This window comes from Streptomyces sp. NPDC031497, assembly GCF_055580905.1.
This window is the reverse complement of record NZ_JBVIKO010000006.1, coordinates 434,368-452,543: the sequence shown is the minus strand read 5'-3', so window position 1 is coordinate 452,543 and position 18,176 is coordinate 434,368. Positions and strand designations below refer to the sequence as shown.

The following is an 18,176-nucleotide window of genomic DNA, read 5'->3' as shown; positions in this document are numbered from 1 at the left end:
GGCCGGGACGACATGGCGCGTCCCGGCCCGTTTACGGCACCCGCACGGCCGTACGTTGTTAAGCGTGCCGCGTCCGTATATCGGGACCGGGTCGCCGAAGTTGCCTGTGTGTTAACGAGATTGACCCCGGTTCGTCCCGCTACGCACCCCCGTCGGCAAGATCGTCCGTCGGCCCCTCCGGCGGCACCACCCGCTTCTCCTCCGCGAAGTGGCAGGCCGAGTCATGGGCCGCCGGCCCCGACCCGAGCCGGAACACGGCGGGCACCGCGAGCATCGGCACCTCGAGCACGCAGCGCTCCTGCGCCTTCCAGCACCGCGTGCGGAACCGGCACCCCGACGGAACGTTCGTCGGCGACGGCACGTCCCCGCTCAGGATGATCCGCTCCCGGTGTTCCCGGGCCTCCGGATCCGGCACCGGCACCGCGGAGAGCAGCGCCTGGGTGTAGGGGTGGGTCGGATGCTCGTAGATCTCCTCGTCCTTGCCGATCTCCACGATCCGCCCGAGGTACATCACCCCGACCCGGTCCGAGATGTGCCGCACGATCGACAGGTCGTGGGCGATGAAGACGTACGACAGGTCGAAGTCGTTCTGGAGCCGGTCGAGCAGGTTGATCACCTGGGCCTGCACGGAGACGTCCAGCGCGGACACCGGTTCGTCCGCGACGATCACCTCGGGGCGCAGCGCCAGCCCCCTCGCGATGCCGATGCGCTGCCGCTGGCCGCCGGAGAACTGGTGCGGATAGCGGTTGATGTACTCGGGGTTGAGACCCACGACGTCCAGCAGGTCCTGGACCCGCTTGCGCCGGTCGCCCTTGGGGGCCACCTCGGGGTGGATCTCGTACGGCTCGCCGATGATGTCGCCCACGGTCATCCGGGGGTTGAGCGAGGTGTACGGGTCCTGGAAGACCATCTGGATGTTGCGGCGGACGGCCTTCAGCGCCCGTCCGGACAGCCTGGTGATGTCCTCGCCCTTGTACTTGATCAACCCCGCCGTCGGCCGCTCGAGATTGACGAGCATCTTGGCAACGGTCGACTTGCCGCAGCCGGACTCCCCGACGATGCCGAGGGTCTCTCCTTTGTTGAGCACGAAGTCGACACCGTCGACGGCCTTGACCGCACCGATCTGCTTCTTGATCAAGATGCCCTGCGTCAAGGGGTAGTGCTTGACCAGTCCACTCACTTCCAGGATCGGCTCAACCATCGCGTCAACCATTGAGGCACTCCCTCCAGAAGTGACAGGCGCTGCCCCGGTGTCGGTCCACGTCGTACAGCGGTGGCTCGTCGGTGCGGCACACGTCCTGGGCCATGGGGCAGCGCGGGTTGAAGGCGCAGCCCGGAGGGATGTGCATGAGGTTGGGCGGCAGGCCCTTGATGGCGTAGAGCTCCTGCCCCTTCTGGTCCAGGCGCGGGATGGAGTCGAGGAGCCCGCGCGTGTACGGATGCGCCGGCGCCTTGTAGATGTCGTGCACCGGCGCGGACTCGACGATCCGCCCCGCGTACATCACCGCGATCCGGTCGGCGACGTCCGCGACCACGCCCAGGTCGTGGGTGATCAGGATCAGCCCCATGCGGTACTCGCGCTGCAGCTCCGCGAGCAGGTCCATGACCTGGGCCTGGACGGTGACGTCCAGCGCCGTGGTCGGCTCGTCGGCGATGATGAGCGCCGGTTCCAGGGCCAGCGCCATGGCGATCATGATGCGCTGGCGCATGCCCCCGGAGAACTGGTGCGGATAGTCCCGCACCCGCTGGGCGGCGCCCGGGATCCGCACCCGGTCCATCAGCTCGACCGCCTTGGCCCGCGCGGCCTTCCTGGACATCCCCCGGTGCACGACGAACATCTCGCCGAGCTGGTCGCCCACGCTCAGCACCGGGTTCAGCGCCGACAGCGCGTCCTGGAAGATCATGGCCATCTCGGCGCCCCGGATCTTCCGCCGCTCCTCTTCCCTGAGCTTGAGCAGATCCCGCCCCCGGAAGAGGATCTCGCCCCCGCCGATCCGCCCCGGCGGCGCGTCCAGGATCCCCATCACCGCCTGGGCCGTGACCGACTTCCCCGATCCGGACTCCCCCAGCACGGCCAGCGTCTCCCCGGCGTCGACGGCGTAGGAGACCCCGTTGACCGCCTTCGCGATCCCGTCCCGGGTCCGGAACTCCACGTGCAGGTCGCGCACTTCGAGCAGCACGGTGGCGCTCACCTCAGCTTCGGGTCGAGGGCGTCGCGCACCGCGTCGCCGAGCATGATGAAGGCCAGGACGGTGAGCGCGAGGGCTCCGGAGGGCCACAGCAGCGCGTGCGGGGCGTTGCGGATGTAGGGCGAGGCGGCGGAGATGTCGATGCCCCAGGAGACGCTGGGCGGTTTCAGGCCGACGCCGAGGTACGACAGGGTCGCCTCCAGCGCGATGTAGGTGCCGAGCGCGATGGTGGCCACGACGATCACGGGGGCCACCGCGTTGGGCGCGATGTGCCGCAGCAGGATCCGGGAGTTGGAGGCGCCGAGCGCGCGGGCGGCCTGGACGTAGTCGTTCTGTTTGGCGGTGATCACCGAGCCGCGGGCGATCCGGGAGATCTGGGGCCAGCCGAGCAGCACCATGAACCCGATGACCGGCCAGACCGTGTTGCTGGTCACCACGGAGAGCAGGACGAGACCGCCGAGGACGACCGGGATCGCGAAGAAGACGTCGGTGATCCGGGACAGCACGGAGTCCCAGAACCCGCCGAAGAACCCGGCGAGCCCGCCGAGCACCGACCCGAGGATCGCGACGCCGAGCGTGGCGCAGACGCCCACCGTGACGGACGTACGGGCCCCGTAGACGGTCCGTGTGTAGACGTTGCAGCCCTGTCCGTCGTACCCGAAGGGTGCGCCCGGCTGGGAGCCCTCCTGGGCCTTGGCGAGGTCGCACTTGAGGGGGGAGCCGGAGGCGATCAGGGACGGCCACAGGGAGATGACGACGAGGAAGAGGATGACGAGGGCGGAGACGATGAAGACCGGGTTGCGGCGCAGGTCCCGCCAGGCGTCGGACCAGAGCGAGCGTGGCTTCTCCGACGGGCCGGTGCCGAGCGGTCCGCCGGGTGTCCGCTCCAGCGTCTCCGCCTCGCTCGCCGCCAGGTCCATCGCCCCGCCCATGCCCGTCCCGGCGATGGCCCGGTCCGGCTCGAACGGCTGCTCAGGCATAGCGGATCCTCGGGTCGAGTACGGCGTAGAGCAGGTCCACCAGGAGGTTGGCCACCAGGAACACCAGGACCAGCACCGTCACGAAGCCCACGACCGTCTGGGTGTTCTGGCGCAGGATCCCCTGGTAGAGCTGGTAGCCCACGCCGTGGATGTTGAAGATCCGCTCGGTGACGATGGCACCGCCCATGAGGGCGCCGATGTCGGTGCCGATGAAGGTGACGACGGGGATGAGGGAGTTGCGCAGCAGGTGCCGGGTGATGACCCGGTGCCGGGGCAGCCCCTTGGCGACGGCCGTACGGACGTAGTCGCTCCGTCTGTTCTCGGCGATGGAGGTCCGGGTCAGCCGGGTGACATAGGCGAGCGACACGGAGGCGAGGACCAGCCCCGGCACGATCAGCTCGCCGAAGGTGGCGTCTGGGGAGACGGAGGGTTTGATCCAGCCCCACTCCACGCCGAGCAGGAGCTGGAGCAGCAGGCCGGTGACGAAGGTCGGTACCGAGATGACGACCAGGGTCGCCAGCAGCACCCCGGTGTCGACGGGCCGTCCGCGCCGCAGGCCGGTGAGGACGCCGAGGGTGATGCCGATGACGACCTCGAAGACGATGGCCACGATCGTCAGCCGGATGGTGACGGGGAACGCGGTGGACATCAGCTCGGTGACCGGCTGTCCGTTGAACGCCGTACCGAAGTCCCCGGTGAAGACGTTCCCCATGTAGGTGAGGTATTGCTGCCACACCGGCTTGTCGAGTCCGAACTCCTTCTTCAGCTGGGCGGCGGTCGCCGGATCGCAGGCCCGTTCTCCGCACAGCCCGGCGATCGGGTCGCCCATGACGTTGACCATGAGGAAGATCAGCAGCGTGGCCCCGATGAACACCGGGATCATCTGGAGCAGCCGCCGGACGACATAGCGCCCCATGCCGTGTCAGCTGACCTTGATCTCGTTGTACACGGGGACGCTGAACGGATTGAGGGCCACGTTCGAGAGCCGCTCGGAGTAGCCGGCGCTGCCGTTCTGGTACCAGAGCGGAATGGCGGCCATGTTGTCGCGGACGACTTCCTCGGCCTTCTGGAAGGTGCCGACGGCCTTGCCGGTGTCCGTCTCGGCGTTGGCCTGGTCGACGAGTTTGTCGAAGTCCTTGTTGGACCACTTGCCGTCGTTGGAGGAGGCGTTGGTGTAGTAGAGCGGCTGGAGGAAGTTCTGGATGAGCGGGTAGTCCATCTGCCAGCCCGCACGGAACGGGCCGGTCATCTTGTGCTGGCCGATCTGGTTGCGGAAGTCGGCGAAGGTGCCCACCGGATTCCCGACGCACGCCTTGTCGTTGCCGAGCGCGTTGTTGATGGAGTTGCACACGGCGTCCACCCACATCCTGTGCGAGCCGGTGTCGGCGTTGTACGTGATCTTGAGCTGTCCGCCGGGCAGCCCCCCGCCGTCCTGGACGAGCTTCTTGGCCTGCGCCGGGTCGTAGTCACAGGCGCTCCCGCACAGCCCCTCCTTGAAGCCGCCCACCAGGCCGAGCACCGGCGAGGTCCAGTCGGTGGCCGGGGTGCGGGTGTTCCGGAAGATGGTGTCGGTGATCTGCTTCCGGTTGATGGCCATGGAAAGGCCGGTGCGGACCTTGTCCGATCCGCTCTGGTTCCAGGCGCTGTCGTAGTAGGGGAAGGCGAGCGTCTGGATGATGCCGGCCGGGGTGTTGATGTACCGGTCACCGAGATCGTTCTTGACGTTCTTCAGCTGCGAGGCGGGAACGTCGTCGACGAGGTCGAGGTTGCCGGCGATCAGGTCGGTGTAGGCGGTGTCGCTGTCCGTGTAGACCTTGAGGGTGACCCCGCCGTTCTGCGCCTTGTCGGGACCGGGATAGCCGTCCCATTTCTTCAGGGACATCTGCGAGCCCTTGGTGTACGACTCGATGCTGTACGGCCCGTTGCCGACCGGCTGCTTCAGCCAGCCGGCGTGGTCGGTGAAGAAGGACCGGGGCAGCGGGGCGAAGGCCGCGTAGCCGAGGGTGTCGGGGAAACTGGAGAACTTCTGGTTCAGCTTCACCGTGAAGGTCTGGTCGTCGACGACCTTCAGACCGGAGAGCGCCTCGGTGCTCTGGCTGCCGCTGTCGGGGTGGACCTTGTCGTATCCCTCGATGTACCCGAAGAAGTATGCGTTCTTCTGGTTGTTCTTGAGGCTCGCCCCGTAGTTCCAGGCGTCGACGAAGGAGTGGGCGGTCACCTTCTCGCCGTTGGAGAAGGTCCAGCCGTTCTTGACGGTGATCGTGTAGTTCTGCGAGTCGCTCGTGTCGATCTTCTGGGCGAGCATGTCCTGGGCCTTGCCGGTCTTCGGGTCGTACTTCTTCAGACCCCGGAAGATCATGTCGAGGACCTTGCCGCCCTGGACCTCGTTGGTGTTGGCGGGCTCCAGGGGGTTCTGCGGGTCGCCCCAGGAGGAGCTGAGCACGGCGCTGCCGCCGCCGCCCCCGCCGCTGCCGCCGCCGCCCCCGCAGGCCGTGACGGCGAGCGCCGTCACCGCCGCGCAGGCCGCCCATCGGGCGTGCGTGGCTGAACGCATGGCGTGCCTCCTCCGTGAAGGGTGATCCGTGAGTGGTGCGCTACCGGTCAATATCATCAGAAATGGCGCATAACACATATTCACTGCACCCATCCGCAGGACAACCCACCCGGAGGAGTGGCGCCATCCGGCTGGCGGCGCCTTCGCCGCGTGTTCACCCGCAATGACGAGGCACGTTTCACGGCGGCCGCATCCGGCATCAGGCGGCGCCAGCGTCCCACCAGGCCCCTTTTACCGGTCTAGACCAATAATGATCCGATGGGGCGTCAACTCGCCTTTTCCGCAGGCCACACTGGATCCACGCGCCGTTGACGCACCCAGACAGCCGCTGATAGACACACTCATCACCCCACTGGCGTCACCAGGCGAGAATCCGGCCCTGGAGTCCGAGCAAGCCGTCCCTGTGCGAGCGATGACGCGAGGTCACGATCCATGAGCCCACAAGCCCAGCACAGCGCAAGGCGTTCACACCCGAGAAGCCCACGCCCCCGTACGCCCCGGCTCGTGGCAGCCGCCGGCGCCCTCACCCTGACCGTCTCGGCGCTGCTCGCGACCCCGCTCGACCCGGCGCCCCAACAGGCCGAGGCCGCCCAGGGCGGCAAGGTGCTCACTGTCGCGGTGGCCCAGAGCGTCGACTCGCTGAGCCCCTTCCTGGCGGTGCGTCTGCTCAGCACCAGCCTCCAGCGGCTGATGTACGAGTACCTCACCGACTACGACCCCGGGGACGCGCACCCGATCCCCGGTCTGGCCACCAAGTGGGCCGCGTCCGCCGACAAGCTCACCTGGACGTACACGATCCGCTCCGACGCGAAGTGGTCGGACGGGCAGAAGGTGACCGCCGAAGACGCGGCATTCACGTTCGACAAGCTGATGACGGACCAGGCGGCCGCCACCGCGAACGGCAACTTCGTCACCAACTTCCGCAGAGTGACGGCCCCGAGCCCCACCAAGCTGGTCATCGAACTGAAGAAGCCGCAGGCCACGATGACCGCCCTGGACGTGCCGATCGTGCCCGAGCACATCTGGAAGAACGTCTCGGACTTCTCGAAGTTCAACAACGACGACAAGTTCCCCGTCGTCGGCGACGGGCCGTTCGTCCTCACCGACTACAAGGCGGACAGCTACGTCCGGCTCAGGGCCAACAAGGACTTCTGGCGCGGGGCCCCCAAGTTCGACGAGCTGGTCTTCAAGTACTACAAGGACCAGGACGCCGCCGTGGCCGCGCTGCGCAAGGGCGAGGTCTCCTTCGTCGCGGGCGCACCCGCCCTGACGCCCGCTCAGGCGTCCTCCCTCCAGGGGCAGAAGGACATCCACGTCAACGACGCCCCGGGCCGCCGCTTCTACGCCCTCGCCACCAACCCGGGCGCACAGGCGAAGAACGGCCAGAAGTTCGGCGACGGCGACCCCTCCCTGCTCGACGAGCGGGTGCGACACGCGCTGTTCCTGGCCGTCGACCGGAAGACCATCGTCGACAAGGTGTTCCAGGGACACGCGGTCGAAGGCCAGGGCTACCTGCCGCCGCGCTTCTCCACGTACTTCTGGAAGCCGTCGGCCGGCCAGGAACTCGCCTACGACCCCGCGAAGGCCGCCCAGCTCCTCGACCAGGCCGGCTACAAGAAGAACGCCGACGGCAAACGGGTCGGCAAGGACGGCAAGCCGCTGAACTACCGCGTCCTGTGCCACGCCACCGACCCCAACGACAAGGCCGTGGGCCAGTACCTCAAGGAGTGGTGGGCCGAGCTCGGCATCGGCACGACCCTCGACTGCCTGGACAACGTCACCGACCCCTGGCTCGCGGGCAAGTACGACCTGGCCTTCGACGGCTGGTCCGTCAACCCCGACCCGGACTACGTGCTGTCCATCCACACCTGCGCCGCCCTGCCCGCCACCCCGAAGGACACCGGCGCGACCGACAACTTCGTCTGCGACAAGACGTACGACGACCTGTACGCCAAGCAGCTCGCCGAGTACGACTCCGCCGAACGGGCCACTGTCGTCAAGCAGATGGAGTCGCGGCTGTACGACCTGGGGTACATGAACGTCATGGCGTACCCGAACGCCGTCGAGGCCTACCGCACCGACCAGATCAAGTCGATCGAGACCATGCCCAAGGCCGCCGGCAACATCTACGGCCAGGACGGCTACTGGAGCTGGTGGTCGGCGGTACCGGCGGGCTCCGGAAGCTCCTCCGGGGGCAGTTCGACCGGCGTCGTCATCGGTATCGTCGCCGGTGTCGTGGTCCTCGCCGGTGCCGGAGCGTTCTTCGCGCGGCGCCGCCGCGCCACCGCCGACGACCGCGAGTAGCCCATGCAGCCGACTGCTCGCGACGCGGTGTCCGCGTCGGCCGACACGGCCGCCGTACCGGTTCCGGACGGTCCGGCGGCCCGCGGGCCGCGGGCACGCACGGCCGCCGCGTATCTGCGCTACGGGGCGGCCAAGGCGGGCGGTGCCGCCGTCTCGCTGCTCGCCGTCCTCGTCACCGGCTTCTTCCTCTTCCGGCTGATCCCCGGCGACCCGGTCAAGACCATGACGGGCGGCCGGCCGGTCTCGGCCGCGCAACTGGCCGAGTACCGCAAGGAGTTCGGGCTCGACCTGCCGGTGTGGGAGCAGTTCACGGACTACTGCCGCAAGGCGCTCACCGGCGACCTGGGCACGTCGTACCAGTTCCGCGCCCCGGTCGTCGACAAGATCGGCGAGGCGCTGCCGAACACGCTGCTGCTGACCGGCACGGCCTTCGTGCTCTACACCGCGCTCGGCATGTTCCTCGGCACCCGTTCGGCATGGCGGCACGGCCGGCTCGGCGACCGGCTCAACACCGGCCTGGCGCTGGTCCTGTACTCCGTGCCGTCGTTCTGGCTCGGCCTGCTGGCGATCATCGTGTTCGGTGTGGGCCTCGGCCCCGTCCCCGGGCTGTTCCCGACCGGCGGCATGGAGACGGGCGGCAAGGAGGGCTTCGCCTACGTCCTCGACGTCGCCCACCATCTCGTCCTGCCGGTGCTCACCCTCGTCGCGGTCGAGTACGGGCAGACGCTGCTGGTCACCCGCTCGGCACTGCTCGACGAGATGGGCAGCGACTACCTCACCACCGCCCGCGCCAAGGGCCTGAGGGACGACCTGGTGCGCCGCCGGCACGCGGTACCGAACGCGCTGCTGCCCACGGTCACCCTGGTCTTCGTCAACCTCGGCCGGACCGTCGCGGGCGTCATCCTGGTCGAGACCGTGTTCTCCTGGCCGGGCCTCGGCGGACTCTTCTACCAGGCCCTGAGCGTGCCCGACCTGCCCCTGGTGCAGGGGCTGTTCCTCTTCTTCGCCTCGGCGGTGATCATCATGAACACTCTGGCCGACCTGGTCTATCCGCTGCTCGACCCCCGGGTGGGCCGATGACGACCGAGGCCACCCCGCCGACACCGGAGACCGGGGCTCCAGGGGCCGGGGCTCCCGAGGCCCGGGCTCCCGAGGGCGCCGGGCCGCACGCGCTGGCCTGGCAGCGCCGCCGCCGCTCCGCCCTGCGGTTCTGGCGGCAGTACCGCACCCACCGCGCCGGGCTGGTCGGCCTGACCGCGCTCGTCCTGTTCGCCCTGGTGGCGCTGACCGCGCCCCTGACGGTCGGCTCCGACGTGGCCGCGGTGACCACCGCGCCGGGCGGTCCGCTGGAGGCGCCGAGCGGTGAGTTCCCGCTGGGCACCGACCGGTTCGGGCGCGATCTGCTGGGCCTGGTGGTGTGGGGGTCGCGGATCTCGCTCCTGGTGGGGCTGCTGGCGGCGGTGCTGTCGGTGGTGATCGGTACGGTCGTCGGTGTCACCTCCGGGCACTTCCGGGGGGCGTACGCGACCGTGCTGATGCGGATCACGGACTGGTTCCTGGTGATGCCGGCGCTGGTGCTCGCCATCGCGCTGGCCACGGTGATGTCCCGGTCGCTGGGCACGGTGATCCTCGCCATCGGCGTCACCTCCTGGCCGACCACGGCCCGGCTGGTGCGCGCGCAGACGCTCGCGGTGGAGTCCCGGCCGTACATCGAACGGGCCAGGGCGCTCGGCGGCGGCCACTGGCACGTGATGACCCGGCATGTGCTGCCCAACGTGATGCCGCTGGTCCTCGCCCAGACCACCCTGATGATCTCCTCGTCGGTCCTCGCCGAGGCGACGCTGGCCTTCCTCGGCCTCGGTGATCCGACGGTCATCTCGTGGGGCGGGCTGCTGCAGGACGCGCGGGAGGCGGGGGCGGTCAGCGCCGGGGACTGGTGGTATCTGGTACCGCCGGGCATCGCGATCGCGGCGGTCGCACTGGCGTTCACGCTGTGCGGGCGCGCGGTGGAGTCCGTCCTCAATCCCAGGCTGGGGGTGGCCCGTTGACGCTGCTGGAGGTCCGGAACCTGGAGGTGACCTACCCCGGCGGAGCGGACGCGGTGCGGGGTGTGGACCTGTCGCTGGCGGCGGGGCGCAAGCTCGGCATCGCGGGCGAGTCGGGCTGCGGCAAGTCCACGCTGGCCCTCGCGCTGCTCAGACTGCTGCCGGCCGGGACACGGGTGTCCGGGGAGGTCGTGCTGAACGGCGAGGACGTGCTGGCCATGCGGTGGGGGCAGGTACGGGCGGTGCGCTGGGCGGGCGCCTCGATCGTCTTCCAGGGGGCGATGCACTCGCTCAATCCGGTGCACCGCGTCGGCGATCAGATCGCCGAGCCGATCCTGCTGCACCGCAGGGCGACGGCGGCCGCGGCACGCAGACGGACCGGCGAGCTGCTGGACCACGTGGGTCTGCCGGCGTCCCGTGCCTCGGCGTACCCGCACGAGCTGTCCGGAGGGCAGCGCCAGCGGGTGATGATCGCCATGGCGCTGGCCTGCGACCCACGGCTGATCATCGCGGACGAGCCGACCACGGCCCTGGACGTGATGATCCAGGCACAGATCCTGCGGCTGATCGAACAGCTCGTGGCGGAGCAGGACGTGGGCCTGATCATGATCAGCCACGATCTGGCGGTGCTCGCCGACACCTGCGACCGGCTCACGGTGATGTACGCGGGCCGTGTCGTCGAGGAGGGCCCGGCCCGCCAGGTCTACGAGGACGCCCGGCACCCGTACGCCAAGGCGCTGTCGGCGGCGTTCCCGCGCGTCGGCGACCCCGCCTCCCGGTTCGCCCCGTGCGGCCTGGCCGGTGACCCGCCCGACCCGTCCGCACTGCCCTTGGGCTGCGCGTTCCATCCGCGCTGTCCGGTGGCACTGGACCGGTGTGCCACGCAGGACCAGGTGCTGCGGGACGCCGAGCCGGGCCGCCGGGCCGCCTGTGTGCACGTAGGGGCGGTGCCCGGAGCGACCACCGCGGCCGAGGACACGAGGAGCGCCTCATGACGACGACACCCCCGCCGCTGCTCAGCGCCCAGGGGCTCCACGTGACCTTCCCCGGACGCCACGGCGCCCCGGGGGCCCGGGCCGTGGACGGCGTCGAACTGGACATCCGGGCCGGGGAGATCGTGGCGCTGGTCGGCGAGTCCGGCTGCGGCAAGACGACGCTGGCGCGCTCGCTGCTCGGCCTCGTGACGCCGACCGCGGGACGGATCTCCTTCGCCGGGAAGCCCCTGGAGTACTCCTCGCGGGCGCTGCGGGCGTACCGCAGGCGGGTGCAGCTGGTGCTGCAGGATCCGACCGGCTCGCTGAACCCCCGGCACACGGTGTACGACGCCGTGGCCGAGGGGCTGCGGATCCACGGCCTCACGGGAAACGAGCGGGCGAAGGTCGCCGAGGCGCTCGGCCACGCGGGACTGCGTCCACCGGAACGCTTCTTCCTGCGCTACCCGCACGAGCTGTCCGGAGGGCAGCGCCAGCGCGTGGTGATCGCGGGCGCGCTGGTCCTGGAACCCGAACTGATCGTCGCCGACGAGCCGGTGGCCTCCCTCGACGCCTCCGTGCGCGGCGAGATCCTGGCGCTGCTGCTGCGGCTGCGCGCCGAGCTGGGCCTGGCCGCGCTGGTGGTCACCCATGACCTGGGTCTGGCCTGGAACATCGCCGACCGGGTCGCGGTGATGTACCTGGGCCGGATCGTGGAGACGGGCGACGTCGAACAGGTCCTGACGGCTCCCCGGCATCCTTACACCCAGGCGCTGTTGTCGGTGCTGCCCGAGGCGCCGGGCGAGCGCGTGGTGCTGACCGGCGAGCCCCCCGACCCCTCCCGTATCCCCGCGGGCTGCCGTTTCCACGTCCGCTGTCAGATCCTGGCGAGCGGCGAGGCGGAGCGGGCGGGCGTCGCGGACGCCTGCCGGGGCCAGGACCTGGAGGTGCTGGGCGGAGCGGGCGGCGCACAGGTGGCGTGCCACTGGGCACGGGCCCGGATCACGGCGTGAGGCCGGGCGGCGGTCCGTCGGCGGCGACCAGTTCCACCTCGAAGCCGTCGGTGTTCACGAGATAGGCCGCGTAGTGCTGGGCACGATGCAGCATCCGGACGGTCTCCTCGGAACATGCCGGTTCCCGGTACCCCTGAAGGAGGTACCGGGAACCGGTGGTGGTGGTGCCGGGACGTCAGGCCGCGTGGACGACGTCCTTCTCCTCGGCGAAGTGGCAGGCCGACTCGTGCGCCGCCGGGGTGTCCGAGGACTTGAAGCGCTCGGGGATCGCCAGCAGCGGAACCTCCTGGGCGCACTTGTCCTCGGCCTTCCAGCAGCGGGTGCGGAAGCGGCAGCCGGACGGCGGGTTGGCCGGAGAGGGCACGTCGCCGGTGAGGATGATCCGCTCGCGCTGCTCACGGTCGTGCGGATCCGGCACGGGCACGGCCGACAGCAGAGCCTGGGTGTAGGGGTGCGTCGGGTGCTCGTAGATCTGCTCGTCCGAGCCGATCTCGGCGATCTTGCCGAGGTACATGACCCCGACCCGGTCCGAGATGTGCCGGACGATCGACAGGTCGTGGGCGATGAAGATGTAGGAGAGGTTGAACTCGTCCTGCAGCCGCTCCATCAGGTTGATGACCTGTGCCTGGACGGACACGTCGAGGGCGGAGACCGGTTCGTCGCAGATGATGATCTCCGGGTTGAGCGCCAGTCCGCGCGCGATGCCGATGCGCTGCCGCTGTCCGCCGGAGAACTGGTGCGGGTACCGGTTGATGTACTCGGGGTTGAGACCCACGACGTCCAGCAGGTCCTTGACCCGCTTGCGCCGGTCGCCCTTGGGGGCCACCTCGGGGTGGATGTCGTAGGGCTCGCCGATGATGTCGCCGACCGTCATCCGGGGGTTGAGCGAGGTGTACGGGTCCTGGAAGATCATCTGGATGTTCCGGCGAACGGCCTTGAGGGCCTTGCCGGAGAGCCTGGTGATGTCCTGGCCCTTGTAGAAGATCTCGCCGGCCGTGGCCCGCTCCAGGTTCATCAGGAGCTTGGCCACCGTCGACTTGCCGCAGCCGGACTCGCCCACGACGCCCAGGGTCTCGCCCTGGTACAGGTCGAAGGAGACGCCGTCGACGGCCTTCACCGCGCCGACCTGCCGCTTGAAGAGGATCCCCTGCGTCAGCGGGAAGTGCTTGACGAGGTTGCGCACCTGCAGGATCGGTTCGCCCCGGTCCACCGGAGACTCCAGGGCGGCGACCGCCTCGTCCTCGGTGTGCACGTCCACGACCTCGACGTCGGAGACGTTCGGCGTCGCGTCCGTCGGCTCGCCGGCCTTGGTCGACTCAGCCATGGATCGTCTCCTTCCAGAAGTGGCACGCGCTGGCGCGGCCCGGCAGTTCCGTGCCGTCCTGCTCGGTCACCGGGACCAGCACCGGACGGTCGGTGCGGCAGATGTCCTGCGCCTTCTCACACCGCGGGTTGAAGGCACAACCGCTGGGCACCTTGAGCAGGTTGGGCGGCAGACCCTTGATCGCGTAGAGCTCCTGGCCCTTCTGGTCCAGGCGCGGGATCGAGTCCAGCAGACCCCGGGTGTAGGGATGCGCGGGCCGCTTGTACAGCTCGTGCACCGGCGCCGTCTCCACGATCCGGCCCGCGTACATCACGGCGATCTTGTCGGCCACGTCCGCCACGACACCGAGGTCGTGGGTGATGAGGATCAGGCCCATCTGGTACTCGCGCTGCAGGTCCGCGAGCAGGTCCATGACCTGGGCCTGGACCGTCACGTCGAGGGCCGTGGTCGGCTCGTCGGCGATGATCAGGTCCGGCTCCAGGGCGAGCGCCATCGCGATCATGATGCGCTGGCGCATACCGCCGGAGAACTGGTGCGGGTAGTCGTTCACCCGGGCCGCGGCGGCCGGGATCTTCACCCGGTCCATCAGCTCGACGGCCTTGGCCTTGGCCGCCTTGCGGGACATGCCCTGGTGGACTCGGAACATCTCACCGAGCTGGTATCCCACGCTGAGCACGGGGTTGAGCGCGGAGAGCGCGTCCTGGAAGATCATCGCGATCCGGGCGCCGCGCAGCTTGCGCCGCTCCTCGTGGGACATGGTGAGCATGTCCTGGCCGTAGAAGCGGATCTCTCCCTGTGGGATGCGGGCCGGCGGCATGTCCAGGATGCCCATGATCGCCTGCGCGGTCACGGACTTGCCCGAGCCGGACTCGCCGAGCACGGCGAGGGTCTCCCCCGAGTTCACGGAGTAGTTGACGCCGTTGACGGCGCGGACCACGCCCTCACGGGTCTGGAACTCGACGTGCAGATCGCGCACCTCGAGCAGCGGGCCGGTTCGCTCCGGGTCGCCGGGACGGGGAGCCGGGACGGCGTCCGTCGGGTCGATGATGGTCACGTACGCCTCCCTCAGCGCGTCTTGGGGTCGAAGGCGTCGCGGACCACGTCGCCGAGCACGATGAACGCGAGCACGGTGATGCTCAGCGCACCTGCCGGGAACAGCAGCGCGTGCGGATTGGTCAGGAACCGGTCCTGGGCGTCGCTGATCATGACACCCCAGGAGATGTTCGGGTACTGGATGCCGATGCCCAGGTAGGACAGGGCGGCCTCGGCGGCGATGTAGACACCGAGGTTCATGGTGGTGATGACGATGACGGGGGCGAGCGTGTTCGGCAGGATGTGCCGGAACGCGATCCGCCACGAGTCGGCGCCCAGTGCCCGGGCAGCCATCACGTAGTCGTTGTACTTGTTGCCGATGACCTCGCCGCGCATGATCCTGAAGACCTGGGGCCAGCCGAGGATCGCCATGATGAACGACACCGACCACACGTCGCCGCCGCCCCAGATGGACATGATCAGCAGGCCGCCGATGATGAGCGGGAGCGCCGAGAAGACCTCGGTGATCCGGGACAGCACCGCGTCGATCCAGCCGCCCAGCAGACCGGCCAGCATGCCCAGCAGACCGCCGATCAGGGTGGTGACCACGGTCGTCACCACGCCGACGACGATCGAGTTGCGGGTGCCGTACACGGTCCGCGTGTAGATGTCGCAGCCCTGGACGTCAAACCCGAACAAGTGTCCGGACGACGGCCCGGTCATGGAGTTCTGCAGCTGGCAGAAACCGTCCGAGAACGGAGAACGGCTCGTGAACAGGCTGGGCGCGATGGCCAGAGCGAGCAGACCCACGATGATGAGGGCCGTCACGATGAACATGGGCCGCTTGCGGAGATCCGCCCAGCCGTCCTTGAGCAGGCTCGCCTGACGGGCCGCAGCCTTCTCCTCGGCCTCGATCTCCTTGGCGATGGCGGCCTCGTCGGTGGTGGGCCTCTCTATCGTCTTCTCACTCATAACGGATCCTCGGGTCGAGCACGGCGTACAGCAGGTCTACGAGGAGGTTGGCGACCAGGTAGATCAGCACCAGCAGGGTCACCAGACCGACGACGACCGGCCGCTCGCGCAGATAGACGGACTGGGCCAGCTGACCGCCGATACCGGGCATGTTGAACACGCGCTCGGTGATGATCGCGCCGCCCATGAGAGCGCCGAGGTCGAAGCCCAGGAAGGTGACCACGGGGATCAGGGAGTTGCGCATCGCGTGTACGCCGATGACCCGCCGGGTCGGCAGACCCTTGGCGATCGCCGTACGGACGTAGTCCGCGCGGATCGACTCCGTCATGCTCGTCCGTACCAGGCGCGAGATGTAGGCCATGGAGGTCGAGGCGAGCACGATGGCGGGCAGGATGTAACTCTGCGGCCAGCCCTTCTCGATACCGGCGACCGGCGTGATCTTCAGGTTCACGCCGAACTCCAGCTGAAGCACGCTACCGAGCACGAAGACCGGGATGGAGATCAGCACGAGCGTCGAGATGAGCACGACGTTGTCGATGAACTTGCCCTTCTTCAGGGCGGAGAAAATGCCCGCGACGATGCCGATGACGGCCTCGATGGCGAACGACGTCAGACCCAGCTTCAGGGTGACGGGGAACCGCTCGGAGACGATGTCCGAGATGGCACGTCCGTTGTACGTCTCGCCGAGGTTGCCGGTGAAGACGCCGCTGATGTAGTGCCAGTACTGCAGATAGAGCGGCTCGTTGAGGTGGTAGTGCGCGCGAAGGATCGCCGCGATGTTGGGGTCGGCGCGCTTGTCGCCGGCCAGTGCCTGGATGGGGTCGCCGGGCAGAGCGAAGACCAGGCAGAAGATGATGAACGTGACGCCTATCACCACAGGGATCACCTGCAGGAGGCGGCGCACGACGTATCGGCCCATGGGTACTCCAGAGGGGGGTGCTCGGCCCGACCGCGGCCGGGGGGACGGCACGGTCGGACGGAAGACGGCAGCAGGAGTGAGCAGGGGAAGGCTATTCCTCCCCCTGCTCACCCCGTACCGCTCTGTGTCAGATCTGCTCAGAACCCGGTCAGCTGAGCTTGACCGTGTCCCACAGGATCTGGTGGCCGGCGATCTTCAGCGACTTGATCTTGTCGCTGAAGCCGGTGTTCAGGGTGTAGAAGTACACAGGGATGTACGGCATGTCCTTGAGGAGGACGTCGTCGGCCTGCTGGTACTTCTTGATGGCCCCTTCGTGCGTCGGGGCCTGGTCTCCCTGGACGAGGAGCTTCTCGAAGTCCTCGTTGACGTAGCCGGAGTAGTTGGAGCCGTTGGCGATGGCGTCCTTGGAGAAGATCGGACGGAGGTAGTTCTCCATGTCCGGGTAGTCCATGCTCCAGGCCATACGGAAGGCACCCTGGTACTTCTTGGCGTCCAGGTCGTTCAGGATGGTCTGGAACTGCTCGAACGGCTTGGCCGTCACCTTGATGCCGAGGGCCTGCTGGATCTGGTTGGCGACAGCCTCGATCCACGCCTTGTGGTCACCGTCGGCGTTGTAGCCGATCTCCAGCGTGTTGCCCGGCAGCCCGCCGCTCTGCTTGTAGAGCTCCTTGGCCTTGGTCGGGTTGTACGTGCAGGTGTCGCCGCAGGCGCCCTTGCGGTAGCCGTCGATGATCGGGCTGATGTAGTCGTCCGCGGGCGTACGGGCACCGAGGAAGATCTTGCTCGCGATCGTCTTGCGGTCGATCGACATGGAGATGGCCTTGCGCAGGTCAGCGTTCTGGAAGGCCTTGTTGTACTTGATCGGGAAGCCGATGTAGCCGACGCCGGAGTCGGCCGTGTCCATGTAGTGACCCGGCAGGTCCTTGTGGTACGTCGGCAGACCCGAGTTGGGGATCGTCAGCAGCGTGTCGAGGTTGCCGGCGACGAGGTCCTTGTAGGCGGTGTCCAGGTTCGAGTAGACCTTGAAGTTGACGCCCTTGACCTCGATGCTCGAGGCGTCCGGGTACTTGTCGTACTTCGTGACGTCGATCTCTTCGTTGTGCTTGAACGTGCCCTTCATCTTGAAGGGGCCGTTGCCGATCGGGGCCTCGCCGAAGCCCTTCGGGTCCTTGAAGAACGCCTTGGGCAGCGGGACGAACGCGGTGAAGGACAGCTGCGACGGGAACGCCGAGAACGCGCCGCTCAGGGTGACCTGAAGGGTGTTGTCGTCGATCGCCTTCAGACCGGACATCTTGTCGGTCGTGGGCTTCTTGCCCTCGCCCGGGTTCAGGTCCTTGTAGCCCTCGATGTGGCTGAACAGCGGGTTGGTCTGCTGGGCGTTGGTCTGGTTGGCACCGTAGTTCCAGGCGTCGATGAAGGACTGGGCAGTGACCTTCTCGCCGTTGTGGAACGTGTAGCCGGACTTGAGCTTGATCGTCCAGACCTTGTTGTCCTTGGACTCGATCGACTGAGCCATGGCGTCGACGACCTTGTTGTCGGCGTCAAGCTTGGTCAGACCCGTGAAGAGGGCGTTGATGACCTGGCCGCCCTCGGTCTCGTACGTGTTGGTGGGAACCAGGCTGTTCTGCGGCTCGCCGATTTCCACCGACACGACGCCGTTGCCCTTGCCGCTGCCGGAGCTGCCGTCGTCCCCCCCGCCGCCACAGGCCGTCGCACCCAGCGCCACAACGGCGGCTATCGCAACCCACTTGGCGCTCTTGGCACCACGCATGGGGCTCCTCCTCATGAGTCCATTGATTCACCGCAGAAGGAAGCACACGACACTTCGCCGTCACCGGCGCCTGAAACCGTGAGGTGCACTCCCCGCGCTCGC

At 68.3% G+C, this 18,176-nt stretch carries 15 protein-coding genes; 5 read left to right on the top strand and 10 right to left on the bottom strand.

Features of this window, described 5'->3' with window-relative positions; genetic code table 11:
- Positions 1–139: 139 nt before the first annotated feature.
- From ACZ5K7_RS15830 to ACZ5K7_RS15810, 5 genes are read right to left on the bottom strand one after another with little or no spacing between them, the layout of a single operon-like run.
- Positions 140–1,201, bottom strand: coding sequence for an ABC transporter ATP-binding protein (locus ACZ5K7_RS15830; protein ID WP_468913828.1), 1,062 nt, complete (start codon positions 1,199–1,201; stop codon positions 140–142).
- 4 nt (positions 1,202–1,205) lie between these two features.
- Positions 1,206–2,180: an ABC transporter ATP-binding protein gene (locus tag ACZ5K7_RS15825; protein WP_468913922.1), complete on the bottom strand. Its 975-nt coding sequence runs from the start codon at positions 2,178–2,180 to the stop codon at positions 1,206–1,208.
- An 8-nt stretch (positions 2,181–2,188) separates the two neighbouring features.
- Positions 2,189–3,169 (bottom strand): ABC transporter permease, encoded by a 981-nt coding sequence (locus tag ACZ5K7_RS15820; RefSeq protein ID WP_468913825.1) that lies wholly within the window; start codon positions 3,167–3,169, stop codon positions 2,189–2,191.
- On the bottom strand, positions 3,162–4,085 hold the full coding sequence (locus ACZ5K7_RS15815) for an ABC transporter permease (RefSeq protein ID WP_351704642.1): 924 nt from the start codon (positions 4,083–4,085) through the stop codon (positions 3,162–3,164). The genes ACZ5K7_RS15820 and ACZ5K7_RS15815 overlap by 8 nt, the downstream gene beginning before the upstream one ends.
- A gap of 6 nt (positions 4,086–4,091) precedes the next feature.
- Positions 4,092–5,723: a peptide ABC transporter substrate-binding protein gene (locus ACZ5K7_RS15810; RefSeq protein WP_468913822.1), complete on the bottom strand. Its 1,632-nt coding sequence runs from the start codon at positions 5,721–5,723 to the stop codon at positions 4,092–4,094.
- Positions 5,724–6,155: 432 nt separating this feature from the next.
- Here ACZ5K7_RS15810 and ACZ5K7_RS15805 point away from each other — a divergent pair, with 432 nt between their 5' ends.
- The 5 genes from ACZ5K7_RS15805 to ACZ5K7_RS15785 are packed head-to-tail and all read left to right on the top strand — an operon-like array spanning position 6,156 to position 12,056.
- Complete coding sequence (locus tag ACZ5K7_RS15805) at positions 6,156–8,027, top strand: ABC transporter substrate-binding protein (RefSeq protein ID WP_468913819.1); 1,872 nt, start codon at positions 6,156–6,158, stop codon at positions 8,025–8,027.
- A 3-nt stretch (positions 8,028–8,030) separates the two neighbouring features.
- The gene (locus ACZ5K7_RS15800) at positions 8,031–9,107 is read left to right on the top strand and encodes an ABC transporter permease (protein WP_468913818.1); all 1,077 of its coding nucleotides are present in this window, start codon (positions 8,031–8,033) and stop codon (positions 9,105–9,107) included.
- On the top strand, positions 9,104–10,075 hold the full coding sequence (locus ACZ5K7_RS15795) for an ABC transporter permease (protein ID WP_468913815.1): 972 nt from the start codon (positions 9,104–9,106) through the stop codon (positions 10,073–10,075). Before ACZ5K7_RS15800 ends, ACZ5K7_RS15795 begins: the two co-directional genes overlap by 4 nt.
- Positions 10,072–11,067: an ABC transporter ATP-binding protein gene (locus tag ACZ5K7_RS15790; protein ID WP_468913812.1), complete on the top strand. Its 996-nt coding sequence runs from the start codon at positions 10,072–10,074 to the stop codon at positions 11,065–11,067. Before ACZ5K7_RS15795 ends, ACZ5K7_RS15790 begins: the two co-directional genes overlap by 4 nt.
- Entirely contained in the window at positions 11,064–12,056 is a 993-nt protein-coding gene (locus ACZ5K7_RS15785) for an oligopeptide/dipeptide ABC transporter ATP-binding protein (protein WP_468913810.1), read from the top strand. Before ACZ5K7_RS15790 ends, ACZ5K7_RS15785 begins: the two co-directional genes overlap by 4 nt.
- A gap of 175 nt (positions 12,057–12,231) precedes the next feature.
- On the opposite strand, the gene ACZ5K7_RS15780 is transcribed toward ACZ5K7_RS15785, so the two are convergent.
- The 5 genes from ACZ5K7_RS15780 to ACZ5K7_RS15760 all read right to left on the bottom strand — a co-directional run bounded on the left by ACZ5K7_RS15780 (position 12,232) and on the right by ACZ5K7_RS15760 (position 18,074).
- Complete coding sequence (locus ACZ5K7_RS15780) at positions 12,232–13,380, bottom strand: ABC transporter ATP-binding protein (RefSeq protein ID WP_450972669.1); 1,149 nt, start codon at positions 13,378–13,380, stop codon at positions 12,232–12,234.
- On the bottom strand, positions 13,373–14,434 hold the full coding sequence (locus ACZ5K7_RS15775) for an ABC transporter ATP-binding protein (RefSeq protein ID WP_468913807.1): 1,062 nt from the start codon (positions 14,432–14,434) through the stop codon (positions 13,373–13,375). Before ACZ5K7_RS15775 ends, ACZ5K7_RS15780 begins: the two co-directional genes overlap by 8 nt.
- Before the next feature lie 11 nt (positions 14,435–14,445).
- A complete protein-coding gene (locus ACZ5K7_RS15770; protein WP_450972667.1) occupies positions 14,446–15,384 on the bottom strand; it encodes an ABC transporter permease in 939 nt (312 codons plus the stop codon).
- A complete protein-coding gene (locus tag ACZ5K7_RS15765) occupies positions 15,377–16,303 on the bottom strand; it encodes an ABC transporter permease (RefSeq protein WP_450972666.1) in 927 nt (308 codons plus the stop codon). Before ACZ5K7_RS15765 ends, ACZ5K7_RS15770 begins: the two co-directional genes overlap by 8 nt.
- A gap of 148 nt (positions 16,304–16,451) precedes the next feature.
- A complete protein-coding gene (locus tag ACZ5K7_RS15760; protein WP_450972665.1) occupies positions 16,452–18,074 on the bottom strand; it encodes a peptide ABC transporter substrate-binding protein in 1,623 nt (540 codons plus the stop codon).
- Positions 18,075–18,176: the final 102 nt, after the last annotated feature.

What these genes read in the sequence shown, in the direction of transcription:
- ACZ5K7_RS15810 (WP_468913822.1), bottom strand. Translation starts at nt 5,723, where the DNA reads ATGCGTTCAGCCACGCACGCCCGATGGGCGGCCTGCGCGGCGGTGACG.
- ACZ5K7_RS15805 (WP_468913819.1), top strand. Translation starts at nt 6,156, where the DNA reads ATGAGCCCACAAGCCCAGCACAGCGCAAGGCGTTCACACCCGAGAAGC.
- ACZ5K7_RS15780 (WP_450972669.1), bottom strand. Translation starts at nt 13,380, where the DNA reads ATGGCTGAGTCGACCAAGGCCGGCGAGCCGACGGACGCGACGCCGAAC.
- ACZ5K7_RS15820 (WP_468913825.1), bottom strand. Translation starts at nt 3,169, where the DNA reads ATGCCTGAGCAGCCGTTCGAGCCGGACCGGGCCATCGCCGGGACGGGC.
- ACZ5K7_RS15785 (WP_468913810.1), top strand. Translation starts at nt 11,064, where the DNA reads ATGACGACGACACCCCCGCCGCTGCTCAGCGCCCAGGGGCTCCACGTG.
- ACZ5K7_RS15800 (WP_468913818.1), top strand. Translation starts at nt 8,031, where the DNA reads ATGCAGCCGACTGCTCGCGACGCGGTGTCCGCGTCGGCCGACACGGCC.
- ACZ5K7_RS15815 (WP_351704642.1), bottom strand. Translation starts at nt 4,085, where the DNA reads ATGGGGCGCTATGTCGTCCGGCGGCTGCTCCAGATGATCCCGGTGTTC.
- ACZ5K7_RS15765 (WP_450972666.1), bottom strand. Translation starts at nt 16,303, where the DNA reads ATGGGCCGATACGTCGTGCGCCGCCTCCTGCAGGTGATCCCTGTGGTG.
- ACZ5K7_RS15795 (WP_468913815.1), top strand. Translation starts at nt 9,104, where the DNA reads ATGACGACCGAGGCCACCCCGCCGACACCGGAGACCGGGGCTCCAGGG.
- ACZ5K7_RS15760 (WP_450972665.1), bottom strand. Translation starts at nt 18,074, where the DNA reads ATGCGTGGTGCCAAGAGCGCCAAGTGGGTTGCGATAGCCGCCGTTGTG.
- ACZ5K7_RS15770 (WP_450972667.1), bottom strand. Translation starts at nt 15,384, where the DNA reads ATGAGTGAGAAGACGATAGAGAGGCCCACCACCGACGAGGCCGCCATC.
- ACZ5K7_RS15830 (WP_468913828.1), bottom strand. Translation starts at nt 1,201, where the DNA reads ATGGTTGAGCCGATCCTGGAAGTGAGTGGACTGGTCAAGCACTACCCC.